Genomic DNA, 12,266 nt, shown 5'->3' on the forward strand with positions numbered 1-12,266 from the left:
ATCTTACCCTTCTCTCCGTCTCTTTAATAAAATCAGCGCGAATGCGGGTGCCCCGATAAGTGAAGTGATCACCCCGATCGGCAGTTCCGATGGGGCAATGATCGACCGTGCTACAAAGTCCGCCAATATTAGGAATCCGCTTCCTACCAGCAATGACAACGGAAGCAAATGTTTATGGTCAGGTCCCCAAATCTTTCGGACAAAATGAGGAATGACCAATCCTACAAAGCCAATCGCCCCTGAAACGGCAACGGCTGCCCCTGTCAACATCGAACCGGCTATCAAAATCCACATTTTCCGCCGCTTAACATTAACACCTAAGTGTTTTGCCCGGTCTTCCCCGAAAGTCATCGCATTCAATTCGCTCGTATTCATCATCAAGATCAGCGAACCAATAATAAAAAACGGCAAAATGATTGCAATATAATTCCATCCGCGCATTGAAACGCTTCCCATCAGCCAGCCGATGATTTGTCTTAATTCATCACCAGTCAGCGCAATCATCAATGAAATGAAGGCACTTAAAAACGAGCTGAAAATGATTCCCGTTAAAATGATCGTTTCCACTTTCATCGATCGATCCATTTTTTTTGCAAAAGCCAGTACGCAGAACATCGTGAGCACTGAGCATACGATGCTCAATGCCGGAAGAGTATATAAACCGATGAATGGTAGTGATATATTCAAGAATATTGTCAATACGGCACCGACTGATGCTCCTGATGAAATACCTAATGTGTAAGGGTCAGCGAGCGGATTCCGGAGCAGGCCCTGAAACCCCGCTCCCGAAATCGCAAGTGATGCCCCAACAAAACCCGCTAGCAACACACGCGGCAAGCGGATGTTCATCACAATATTCGTAAGCATTACATCCGGATCATCTGAAATCGGTAAATGAAAAATCTCCTTGCCGATAATTTGTAATAGTACAGGAATCGGTACTGGCACCGAACCAAAGGAAATGCCTATCGTCATTGCGAATAACAAAAATAATAACGCAATCAAATAAGCAATCATCCATTTAGTTGTCAAATAGGTTCGGATAGACTGATTTGGCAAGTTCCTCTACTCCCTCTATTAAGCGTGGACCGGAACGGGTCACCAAGTCGGAATGGACATCAAAGACTTGGTCATCCTTCACAGCATTTACGTCTTGCCACCCTTTTCGGCCCTTCACTTGACTTACTGCATCTTTTGTATAATAACCATACGTTGTAATGATGACATCCGGATTTGCAGCAATCATAGACTCTTCATCAATTTTTGCCCATCCGTCCAGTTCAGCAGCTGCATTTTCCGCTGAAATAATTTGAAGCATTTCATTCATGAAGGTATTTTTTCCAGGTGTATATATCTCAGGTGACGGTGAAACCTCCACAAAAACGGTTTTCCTATCCGCTTCCTTTACGGATTTGGCTTTTTCCTGAATATCCTTGAGCTTCGTTTTCATGTCCGTAACGATTCCGTTTGCCTTATCATGTTCCCCTGTTGCCTGTCCAATCATATCTATAGAATCATAGACTTGGTCAAAGCTTTGTGCATCATTGACTACGAGGACAGCAATTCCAGCATCCTTAAGCTGCTGCAAACCCTCATTCGAATTATGGGCACTGGATGCATGGGCAAGAACAAGGTCGGGCTTCAAGGAGACAATCATCTCCGTGTTCATTTCCATTCCGCCAACTTTTTCAATTTCTTTCGTTTCTTCCGGATAATTATCATAGTCGGAAACACCAACAACTTTTTTACCCAAGCCAAGTGCAAAGACAACTTCCGTATTACTTGGTATCAACGAAACGATTTTCTTCGGTTTTTGTTCTATCGTCACCTTTTCGCCTGTTGCATCTTTAATCGTAATCGGGAAAACTTCCTGTTTGGCATGATTCGTTTCCTGCTTTTCTTTTCCTTCATTAGTAGCATCGCTACAGCCAACCATCATACCTGCAGTCAGCAACATCACCAGTATCAGACCAAAAATCTTCTTCATTTTCATTCCCCACAATCTTTTTTTCTTTTAATTTCTTCACACCTAATGAACAAAACGCATTATCGGAAGATGCACCCCAAAACAAAAGCACCTCCCGTTAAACGGAAGATGCTTGTATGGCAACAATATAATTACGGACTCTTTAGGGTCTGCCACACACCTTCCCATCCGCGTAGGTTACAGGTGTACGAATTTTGGCAGGTCTCCTGGCTCATGGTCATCGTCAACGGCACCTTCCCATATCTCATACAGTGGTAAACATCCGTTGGCTCCCATATACAGTGGCGGGACCGCGCTGGCATTTCACCAACTTCCCTTTTAAGTCATTAAGACACCAAATCGTTCATATGTATATAATTTTCACTGCCTTTCATTATACACCATGTAAGAATCGATTATTATATGATTTTTCTGACTTGCCTCGAAATGACCCGTCCATCTTCAATGATTAGAAGCATTTTCAATCAGGGACGCAAATCCCTCGACTGATAATCCCGGTGAAATCCGAACCCTATGCAGGGAATGCATCCCTTGGTCCCTTGAAGCTCCTCCAGGTTCGGTAGTGACTGCCATCTTGTATCCAGCTTCTTCTGACACCCATAGACTTTCTTCGTTATACCGGCCAACCGGATAGGAAATTACTGTCGTGTCCTGGTCGAGGATACGGTCGAATAGCTCCTTCGACTGAACCATTTCCGCTTCTTGCTGCTCTGCCGTCATCCGGTTCAGCTCCAAATGGTTGATAGTATGACTTTCGATCGAAACCCCATTCCTGCTCATCTCCAACATTTGATTTTCAGTCAGGTGATGACCTTTATCAATGGACTTCCCAATCATGAAGATGGTTGCTTTCATATCATATTCTTTTAATATGGGGAAAGCTTCCGTGTAGTTATCTGTATAGCCATCATCAAAAGTAAGCCAGACGCACTTATCACTTGGCATCCGATTTTCGGTTAAAACGAGGAATGCTTCTTTAGGGGATAATGTATAGTAACCATTCTCCCGAAGCCAAGTCATTTGTGATTGGAATTCCTCTCTTGGAACCCGAAGGCCATTACCTTCAGAAATGCTATGATACATCAATATTGGAAACTGAACCGCAGAATCGGCCCTTATCCAATTTCTCGTATCGATTTGTTCCGGTTCGTCCTTTGAATCCTGTCCGGTGCCATTCTCCGCTGCCTCAACCACTTCAATGTCATCTTCCGCAATCGGCGCAGCCCTCTTTTTGCCTATACCCTCTAAAATCCCTTGTGAGCATGCAGGTAAAATTAACATCCCCAGCAATGCCACAAACAGTAAAACTCTGTATTTTCCCACTATCATTCTCCTATTTTTTTCTAGTATAATAGTACCAGAAAACCAACCAATAATAAAGTATTCCATTTAACGAAAAAAAAGGAAAAAACAGAAATAAGAGACCCGCTAAGCGTTTAGATGATTTTTTCATAATTATTATTGCTATTAACTTGAAAAGTTTGCCTATAAGAAATATAATAAATAAGTCGTCGACTTTTTTTATATGTCCCAGTAGCTCAGCAGGATAGAGCGACAGCCTCCTAAGCTGTAGGTCGTAGGTTCGATTCCTATCTGGGACGCTAATTTTAAAACCCTGTTACAATGCGGTACCTCCGCGTCGTAACAGGGTTTTTCTGTTGGTATGGCCTTACCTATTTAGGTTTTTGAGGGGCTTCCAATGTAAAGGTCGGATTTCTAGATACCGGTATGAGAAAAGTCGGAAGTATCGGCGAACAATACATTATGAGATTAACCATTTAATTTTCTTTCAACTTTTTGACTCTGTTTAAAGAGAAGTTTTAATTAATGATGTTTTTCGATATATATATCCGCAGAAAAGTAATATTTTTTTGAAATATATGTTTTAACCTGTCCCATCCGGGTAGATAAATACTGTAAGACATTCTCACCAAAGGAGATGATGTGCACGATGAGTACAATCAGAAGCCAATGGAACAAAGAGAATGACGCAGCGGTGTTTAGTCCCGGTGATCAGCGTTAGAGTCAATTGAAGAGTTAGTCGATAACCAAAAAGGGAATTACTAGTCTTCTCGCCCAAAGGAGGAGGATACTGATCATGAGTATTTACAACCTATGGAATCCAGAGAATGATGAAGCAATTTTCAGTCCGGGTGATCAGCAGACATTCAGTACGCTTACACTAGCAGATACGGATAAACACACACACACAACTGACGAAACACTTGAATATGAATTACACGGCACCGTACTGAATGAAATTTAACCCGAAGCAGTGATATATGGAAAAGGATGGAGCAAATGCTCCATCCTTTTCTGCTTTTACTTTTATATGGATTTCGCCACTTCATCAAGCGGCAATCTTTTGTCTGGAAAGATAAACCTGCCGACAAGGAAATTTGCCCACCCCGCCCCATTCAAATACCCCCCAAAAAAAAGGCCCTTTCACTATTAAGCTAAAAGTGAAGGACCCTTTTCTTTTATTTATCGAATTTCAGTTTGGCCAAAGCATCCGCTAAGGCAGTATTGATCGGCTCTTCTTTATTTTGCTTTTTCATATAATTGGAGACTTCATTTTTTGATACTTTTTGATTTTTATTTTGCCCTCTTCGTTTATTGTAAGAAGAAAGTTTTTCGTGGAAACCGCATTTACAGGTGAATGTCTGTGCTTCTCCTTGACCGCGCATTTCCATCTTTTTGTGACATTGTGGACATCTGGCATTTGTTACACGTGAAACACCTTTTTTGTGGCCACATTCACGATCCTGACAGACAAGCATTTTTCCCTTTTTACTATTCACTTCAAGCATCAGCTTGCCGCAATCAGGACATTTCGTTCCTGACACGTTATCATGCTTGAACTTTTGGTCACTATTTTTGATTTCTTGAACGATATTTTTGGCATAGGTGCGCATATCGCCGATGAATGCCTGTTTTGGTAGCTGTCCTTTGGCAATCGCTGTTAACTTTTGCTCCCATTGAGCTGTCAGTGCTGGAGATCGTAAGTCTTCAGGTGCCAATTGAAGGAGTTGTTTACCTTTCGAAGTTACATGAAGGCCCTTCCCTCTCTTTTCAATCAGGAAGCTATTGAACAATTTTTCAATAACGTCAGCACGTGTTGCAACAGTCCCAATCCCTCCAGTTTCACCCAGAGTCTTGATGAGTTCCTTGCTTTCCCCTGCCATGAAACGAGCAGGATTTTCCATTGCCGAAAGAAGCGACCCTTCATTGAACGGCTCCGGTGGTTTCGTTTCACCCTCTGTTTGTTTCACAGTCGAAATGGATAAACTGTCACCTTTTTGAACGTTCGGAAGCAGTTGCTCAGCAAGGCCATCTTTAGCTTCTTCCTCGTCGAATTGGTGATCATAGACTTCCTTCCAGCCTGATTTCAGGACGACCTTCCCTTTTGCCATGAACGTCTCCTGTCCCATTTTTGCGGTGACGGTCGTTTGCTCATATTCAAAAGGCGGCATTAATACGGCAAGAAACCTTTTAACGACCAAATCATAGATTTTAGATTCTTTGTCGCTCAGTTTTCCCGGTAGCGGAGTCTGCTCAGTGGGGATGATCGCATGGTGATCCGAGACCTTGCTATCATCCACGAACGATTTATTGGCCTTAATCGGGCTGCGCAGGATCCTTGATGCATACTGGGCATATGGTTTAATGCTGACAGCCTGTAATCTTTCTTTTAGCGTATCAACCAAATCCGTTGATAAAAAGCGTGAATCCGTCCTTGGATACGTCAAGACTTTATGGCTTTCATATAAGCGCTGCATGATCGATAACGTCTCTTTCGCCGAATAACCAAATTTCTTATTGGCGTCCCTTTGAAGTTCCGTTAAATCATATAAAGAAGGGGCAAAACTTTTTCTTATGTGCTTTGTTCACTTCCACCACTTCTGCCTTTTTCCCCTTCACGGCTGAAAGAACCTTTTCTGCCTTGGCTTTATCAAATGTGCGGATATCTTTAGATTGGGCATCTTGCCAGATTAGGCGCAAATTGGATTCTGCAGTTGCCGAAACGCCATAATATTTCTTAGGCTGGAATTGTTTTATTTCTTCTTCTTTTTTTGCAATCATCGCAAGTGTCGGCGTTTGGACGCGGCCGCAGGATAGCTGGGCATTGTGCTTCGTAGTAAGTGCCCGTGTCGCGTTCATCCCAACGATCCAGTCCGCTTCTGCCCTAGCAACAGCAGAGGCAAATAGGTTTTCATACTCCTTGCCATCCTTCAGCTTTTTAAATCCATCTTTGATCGCTTTATCCGTTACAGAGGAAATCCAAAGCCGTTTGATCGGCTTCTTTACATTCGCTTTTTCGAGAATCCAGCGTGCAACGAGCTCCCCTTCGCGGCCTGCATCTGTTGCAATGATGACATCCTTGACATCATTGCGGTTCAATTGTGTTTTAACCGATTGGAACTGTTTGCCTGATTGCTTGATCACGACCAATTTCAAAGACGGCGGCAACATGGGCAGGTCCTCAAGGCGCCAAGTTTTATATTTTTCATCATAAGTTTCCGGATCTGCATGTGTGACCAAATGACCCAGGGCCCAAGTGACGATATACTGATCGCCTTCAAAAAAACCATTTCCCTTTCTCCCGCAATTCAGCACTTTCGCTATATCTCTTCCGACCGAAGGTTTCTCGGCCAGTACGACTGTTTTACTCATAGTGACATCCTTTCCCTTTTAAACTGATTCCTCTATTATCTCATATAATTTATGACAGGGCGATAATGCACAGGCATGGCATCCCAAAAACAGATCCAACAGGTATCGATCCATTGAATTTCCCGCCTGGGCTCACTTGTACCCAAGGGGATAAATGTAAATTAATAGATTAGATAGCAATCCCGTGCAGTTTTTAGTATGATGAAACGTAGGGATTTTTTCAAATTAATTGGGAGGTTCAATATAAAATGAGCTTACTTTCTATAGATAAATTAGCACACAGCTTTGGCGACCGTACCTTATTCAAGGATGTTTCCTTCCGCCTGATGGCCGGCGAACATGTTGGTCTGGTCGGGGCAAATGGTGTCGGGAAATCAACGATGATGAATATCATTACAGGACAACTTATCCATGATGATGGCCGGGTGGAATGGACACCTGGTGTCGAATATGGCTATCTTGATCAACATACGATACTTTCAAAAGGTAAATCGATTCGCGACGTCTTAAGGGATGCATACTTACCTTTATTTGAGCAGGAAAAAGCACTGAATGAAGTAACAGAGAAAATGGGGACAGCCACTCCAGAAGAACTTGAAGAACTCTTGGAACAAATGGGTGAGATTCAGGACAAGCTGGAAGCTGGAGGTTTTTACAATCTGGATATTAAAATTGAAGAAGCGGCACGCGGTTTAGGGTTGGATGCAATCGGTTTGGACCGTGATGTCTCTGCCCTAAGCGGTGGACAACGGACAAAGGTTTTACTAGCCAAGTTACTTTTGGAACAGCCTGAAGTGCTGCTTCTTGATGAACCGACGAACTACTTGGATGTAGAGCATATCCGCTGGCTGAGCAGCTACTTAAAGGAATATCCTAATGCATTCTTATTAATTTCGCATGACACTGAGTTCATGAACGGCGTCGTCGACGTCATTTTCCATCTTGAATTTTCAAAACTGACCCGTTACACGGCAACTTATGAAAAATTCCTTGAGCTGGCTGAATTGAATAAAAACCAACATATTAACGCATATGAAAAACAGCGCGAATTCATTAAAAAGCAGGAAGACTTCATTGCAAAAAATAAAGCCCGCTACTCAACGACCGGTCGGGCAAAGAGCCGTCAAAAGCAATTGAACCGGATGGAACGCATCGATCGTCCAGAAACTGCAATGAAACCTACCTTTGATTTTAAAGAATCACGTGCGAGCAGCCGTTATGTATTTGAAGGTGAAGATTTGGAAATCGGATATGACCGCCCATTACTTCCGAAGTTGTCCATGACCATCGAACGGGGAGAAAAAATTGCCGTGGTCGGCTGTAATGGAGTTGGTAAATCCACTCTTTTAAAAACGATATTAGGTAAAATTGATCCTCTAGGCGGCAAAAGATCACTTGGCGATTTCCTTTTTTCTTCTTATTTTGAACAGGAAGTGAAAGCAGGCAATACGACGCCGATAGATGAAGTATGGAATGCATTTCCACATCTGGACCAACCGCAGGTACGTGCCATTCTTGCCCGTGTCGGTTTGAAAAACGAGCACATTACACGTCCGATGAGCCATTTAAGCGGTGGTGAACAATCTAAAGTACGCCTGTGCAAACTTATGCTTACCGAAAGCAATTGGCTGTTATTCGATGAGCCGACAAACCATTTGGATGTCGTTGCAAAAGAAGAACTGAAACGTGCATTGAAAGAGTATAAAGGAACGATTGTCCTCGTATGCCATGAACCTGATTTCTATGAAGATTGGGTTACCAAAGTATGGGATGTAGAAGAATGGTCTGCCCAAAATTAATTTTTTTAGGGGATGTCGCAGAATGCGGCATCCCCTTTATTATGAAATAAATAAAAAGCTAGATCATACTTTTAATTGTTCGGACAGGTCCTCATCCCGAACCATGATTTAAAAAGATGGTTATTTACTGTTTTATCTGTAATCCCCATTGGATTGAGGAAATTTGCGACACTCCTGCCGAATAACTGGCTAGACGAGACACCAAAGAGCTTCGACGAGGTGACTTGGCAGACAGTCGGCGGAAAGGGAGCGGAGTCTGAAAACAACTGGAACGTTTATTAAAGAAAAAAACTGCAGGCAAACTCGCTTTTTTCGAATTTGGCTACAGTCTGAAAGTCAATTCTACATTTTTTTCTATTTATTGATTTTTCCCTCTGTTATTTCACTGGACCGTTTTCATTTTGAATGAAACTGTGAAAAACTGTGCTATTAGATAATCAGAAAGATGTTCTATGTACGGTTATATTGGTAGTTACTCACCTTTTGTTTTTTGGGTTTTCCTCTATACCTTAGGAGGTAAAGGATCAGTGTCAATGTAACGGCTATAGTCAATTGAATTATAAAGATTGTTTTAATAATAAATAACGATTCAATAAAGATGCCAATAACCATATACGAAACGATCATCAAGGCTTTTATCTTCTTTTGAATTTCATACTTATAAAAGCAATCTAAAATTAAGCTTAACATAAGAAAACAGTAGAATGCCTTATAACCATCAAGTATCAATAATAAGGGAAGACCCTCTACGAATACTTTTAATAGAAGAAGAATGGTGAACGTTACAAATAGAAAAAAACTGTTCGTAATGTCTACAGCAATTCGTTCCGTTTTTAATGAAACGGGTAATAAATCAAGTCTAAGCTTTTGATGTAATTTGTATTCAATTTTGATATTGGTTAAATTTAGGAAATTGACGAAGAAAGCAATATAAATGGTATCCACGAAAAAGTTAGTATGTATATCTTCCATTTTCATAAAAGGCAAATACATACTAAGTATATTAAAAACGATAACCGTAATATTTATCGTAATGAGTTTACTAATATAGTTAACATCTCTCAGTAGCCTGAAGAAATTGTACTTTATTAGACCATTTATAACTTTATTCCGTATGAGGATATTCACTATCCTTGTAGATATCCGGTTCGTGACGTGATTGAATTTCTGAGAATCTAGATTGGCACCTTTTTCTTTTATTAATCCACCAACAATGATTGGATAAGTGATAAACGTTATGACTAAAAACATGCAGAGAATAAGCAAAATGGTTGTTATCGTGAAATCCAATTTGGATAATAAAGGCGAAAGCTTACTTGAATTAATATATAAGATTAAAACGATGAGAAGGGTAATGGCTGGAAAATACGGGAATCGAACCTGATACTTCTTAAACCAAAGGATGAAAAACTCAGAATATGTCCGAAGAAACTTCAATGAGAAAACAAAGAATAATAGCAATAGGATATTTAACGTTGGTGCCCCGTAAAATAAAAGAAAAGAAATCACGATTGTAAGCTCTAGAACAATTTCTGCTGTTAGGTTCGATTTAATCAAATGATAAAAAAAGAGTTGGTTGGGCTTAATCGGAATGGTTTTGGAAAAGCTTATGATATAAGTGGTGCTTTCATATAACGCCATAAACACGAAAAGCAATAACAACTCGATTACAGTGAGCACAATAATATAATAGTGGATTACCGTACTCGTATGTACATCAAAAAAAGACAAAAGGATAAAGAGCAAAGAAACCCAAAAAAGAGCTGTGAATATTAATTTTACAGCTTTTTGCTTTTGGTTTAGACTCTTTTCTTCGGTATAGATATTGTATAGCTTGCTGTATGAATGAAAATTCATTCTACTACCCTCTCTGTCATTTCTTCATTTTTTTGACTATGAAGCTTTCCATTTTCCAATCGGTATATATAGTCTGAAATATCCCATGTATGGTCCATGATATGACTCGTGAATAAAGTAGCTTCTCCATTTGCTTTTCGTTTTAGGAAATATGCTTTCACCCAGTTAACAGCCTCATGGTCCAAGCCCTCGAAAATTTCGTCACAAACCAATACCTTAGGATCATAAAGAATGCTACCGATCAATTGGATTTTTTTCTTTGTTCCGAAAGATAAAGAACTAAATGTGGAATCTAATTGATTTATTACATTCAATTCCTCTGCATAGGATGTATATTTAGCAACAACTGATTCTTCTGGAAGGTTGTATATAGAAATTATAAGTTCAAAGAACTCTCTTCCGGTGACCTTCTCCAAATGCAGTTGATTATCTACCGAAACGAACGATGTAACTGTTCTCAGGAAGTTATGATTATTATGATTTTCATTCAAAATATTAATTTCACCTGAATCATAATCCATAAAGTTCAATAAGCAGTTTAAGAAAACACTTTTCCCAATTCCGTTACTTCCTACTATCGCTACTACTGAATCACGTTCAATAGTTAAATTTAAATTGTCTAATACTTTCTTGGAACCAAAACTCTTATTTAGATGATGGACCTCTATACTATTAATCGCAATCACATCCAATTAACTCTTAGTATTTATATCGTACCAGAAAATGACAGATAAAGTAATGACATTAGGATAAGTATTAGGTTTTGTTGCTTAAGTTAAATTAATAAATTAATCTATTAGTCCAGCAGCTTTTAATGCATCATAAATTGCATATAGTGCACTTGCGTTTGATGCTAACCATTTAGTGAAAGCCCAGTATCCAGCTTCCCATGCAGCCTTTGCTGCATTGTATACTGATGCTGCGCCAGCTTTGATTGCGGCCCATGCCTTTGATCCGTATTTTGAGATTGCGTTATAAATTTTAATAGCGATACTTAACATTTTTAATCATCCACCTTTTGGTTTTTTTATAATTTCCTAATGTCATTACGATATCTTGCTTTAATAATACAAAAGAAAAAAAGAAAAAAAAGGTAAAAAAGGCAATGTTTCGGAAACCCGAAGACCCTTTGTCACAGATGGTTTCGTCTTTCCGCAAATCCTTTTACATTCATAGAATTTCCATGTAAATTATGGTAAAATTTCCTTTCATGGATTAGTAATTCAGTTTCTCCTGGATGGAGATGAGAGGCTTTCATTTATTTAAGTAAATTAAGAGCATAAAATCCATGTTATACATAATCAGCTTTTAAACTTAGAAAAGGAGTTTTTATAGTGAAGAAACTGACCGTATTTTTCGAAATTATCTTTGTATTAAGTTTCGTTGGTTTAACGCTCCGGTTTTTTGGAGTTGAAAAGGCAGAAGAATGGGGCATCATCTTTTACATAACGGGTGGATCTAGTTTCTTAATCAGTTACTTGCTTCGACAATCAACAAAGAAAAAAGATACCGTAAGTAGTGATAAATAAAGGTGCTTAATTCCATTCCCACTTCATGAAAAGGCGTACTCCATCCGGAGCAGCGCTTTTTATTTTGTTTATATTTGTTATTTAACAGGATAGAAAAGGATAAATGGGATCACTTCCTGCGGTTTATCGTACGGCTCCTCCATACTTATCTCCTTTTTTGGGATCCCACTATTAATTCCTGGCAGGGAGCACAGAATTCCCCTTACTAGGGGCTACACAGGCAGTTAAATTAGGTGTTACCTTTGGAGACGAGTCTATCAACTCCTTATCCTCCCTTTGGTCCGGTACAGTTGACAGACGCCAAATATAGGTAAAGGGTTCTTATCTAAAATTAGATAAGAACCCTTTACCTATTTCATTCCTATCCATATGATCAATAGAATTAACGCAATACTAACCCAAATTATTACTTGACCGTTT

Annotated in this window: 10 protein-coding genes, 1 tRNA gene, 1 pseudogene and 1 riboswitch; of the genes and pseudogenes, 5 read left to right on the plus strand and 7 right to left on the minus strand. The window is 39.9% G+C overall.

Annotation, left to right across the window (positions count from 1 at the left end; translation table 11 throughout):
- Positions 1 to 3: 3 nt before the first annotated feature.
- From ABIE66_RS27200 to ABIE66_RS27210, 3 genes are all read right to left on the minus strand, one after another.
- A complete protein-coding gene (locus ABIE66_RS27200) occupies positions 4 to 1,017 on the minus strand; it encodes a FecCD family ABC transporter permease (protein WP_370017125.1) in 1,014 nt (337 codons plus the stop codon).
- A gap of 4 nt (positions 1,018 to 1,021) precedes the next feature.
- Complete coding sequence (locus ABIE66_RS27205; protein ID WP_289327111.1) at positions 1,022 to 1,987, minus strand: ABC transporter substrate-binding protein; 966 nt, start codon at positions 1,985 to 1,987, stop codon at positions 1,022 to 1,024.
- 179 nt (positions 1,988 to 2,166) lie between these two features.
- Positions 2,167 to 2,341, minus strand: a riboswitch (cobalamin riboswitch).
- A gap of 87 nt (positions 2,342 to 2,428) precedes the next feature.
- Entirely contained in the window at positions 2,429 to 3,268 is an 840-nt protein-coding gene (locus tag ABIE66_RS27210; RefSeq protein WP_370017126.1) for a polysaccharide deacetylase family protein, read from the minus strand.
- A gap of 246 nt (positions 3,269 to 3,514) precedes the next feature.
- On the opposite strand from ABIE66_RS27210, the gene ABIE66_RS27215 reads away from it, so the two are divergent.
- Both ABIE66_RS27215 and ABIE66_RS27220 read left to right on the plus strand, forming a co-directional pair.
- A tRNA-Arg gene (locus ABIE66_RS27215) sits at positions 3,515 to 3,588 on the plus strand.
- Between the two features lie 497 nt (positions 3,589 to 4,085).
- Complete coding sequence (locus tag ABIE66_RS27220; RefSeq protein WP_289314241.1) at positions 4,086 to 4,253, plus strand: hypothetical protein; 168 nt, start codon at positions 4,086 to 4,088, stop codon at positions 4,251 to 4,253.
- Positions 4,254 to 4,467: 214 nt separating this feature from the next.
- Here the strand turns inward: ABIE66_RS27220 and ABIE66_RS27225 are convergent.
- Positions 4,468 to 6,661: pseudogene (locus ABIE66_RS27225) on the minus strand (DNA topoisomerase III).
- A gap of 248 nt (positions 6,662 to 6,909) precedes the next feature.
- On the opposite strand from ABIE66_RS27225, the gene ABIE66_RS27230 reads away from it, so the two are divergent.
- A complete protein-coding gene (locus ABIE66_RS27230; RefSeq protein WP_061465848.1) occupies positions 6,910 to 8,460 on the plus strand; it encodes an ABC-F family ATP-binding cassette domain-containing protein in 1,551 nt (516 codons plus the stop codon).
- Between the two features lie 75 nt (positions 8,461 to 8,535).
- Positions 8,536 to 8,742 (plus strand): hypothetical protein, encoded by a 207-nt coding sequence (locus ABIE66_RS27235; protein ID WP_370016895.1) that lies wholly within the window; start codon positions 8,536 to 8,538, stop codon positions 8,740 to 8,742.
- A 168-nt stretch (positions 8,743 to 8,910) separates the two neighbouring features.
- Here ABIE66_RS27235 and ABIE66_RS27240 read toward each other — a convergent pair whose 3' ends face one another.
- From ABIE66_RS27240 to ABIE66_RS27250, 3 genes are all read right to left on the minus strand, one after another.
- On the minus strand, positions 8,911 to 10,317 hold the full coding sequence (locus tag ABIE66_RS27240) for a hypothetical protein (protein WP_370016896.1): 1,407 nt from the start codon (positions 10,315 to 10,317) through the stop codon (positions 8,911 to 8,913).
- Entirely contained in the window at positions 10,314 to 11,003 is a 690-nt protein-coding gene (locus ABIE66_RS27245) for an ATP-binding cassette domain-containing protein (RefSeq protein WP_289327414.1), read from the minus strand. The genes ABIE66_RS27240 and ABIE66_RS27245 overlap by 4 nt, the downstream gene beginning before the upstream one ends.
- A gap of 102 nt (positions 11,004 to 11,105) precedes the next feature.
- On the minus strand, positions 11,106 to 11,318 hold the full coding sequence (locus ABIE66_RS27250; protein ID WP_289327116.1) for a hypothetical protein: 213 nt from the start codon (positions 11,316 to 11,318) through the stop codon (positions 11,106 to 11,108).
- Positions 11,319 to 11,651: 333 nt separating this feature from the next.
- On the opposite strand from ABIE66_RS27250, the gene ABIE66_RS27255 reads away from it, so the two are divergent.
- On the plus strand, positions 11,652 to 11,846 hold the full coding sequence (locus tag ABIE66_RS27255) for a hypothetical protein (RefSeq protein ID WP_289314235.1): 195 nt from the start codon (positions 11,652 to 11,654) through the stop codon (positions 11,844 to 11,846).
- Positions 11,847 to 12,266: the final 420 nt, after the last annotated feature.

It is taken from the genome of Peribacillus sp. B2I2 (assembly GCF_041261685.1).
In the GTDB taxonomy this organism is placed as follows: Bacteria; Bacillota; Bacilli; order Bacillales; family DSM-1321; genus Peribacillus.

What these genes read in the sequence shown, in the direction of transcription:
- ABIE66_RS27240 (WP_370016896.1), bottom strand. Translation starts at nt 10,317, where the DNA reads ATGAATTTTCATTCATACAGCAAGCTATACAATATCTATACCGAAGAA.
- ABIE66_RS27230 (WP_061465848.1), top strand. Translation starts at nt 6,910, where the DNA reads ATGAGCTTACTTTCTATAGATAAATTAGCACACAGCTTTGGCGACCGT.
- ABIE66_RS27210 (WP_370017126.1), bottom strand. Translation starts at nt 3,268, where the DNA reads ATGTTAATTTTACCTGCATGCTCACAAGGGATTTTAGAGGGTATAGGC.
- ABIE66_RS27220 (WP_289314241.1), top strand. Translation starts at nt 4,086, where the DNA reads ATGAGTATTTACAACCTATGGAATCCAGAGAATGATGAAGCAATTTTC.
- ABIE66_RS27200 (WP_370017125.1), bottom strand. Translation starts at nt 1,017, where the DNA reads ATGATTGCTTATTTGATTGCGTTATTATTTTTGTTATTCGCAATGACG.
- ABIE66_RS27205 (WP_289327111.1), bottom strand. Translation starts at nt 1,987, where the DNA reads ATGAAGAAGATTTTTGGTCTGATACTGGTGATGTTGCTGACTGCAGGT.
- ABIE66_RS27250 (WP_289327116.1), bottom strand. Translation starts at nt 11,318, where the DNA reads ATGTTAAGTATCGCTATTAAAATTTATAACGCAATCTCAAAATACGGA.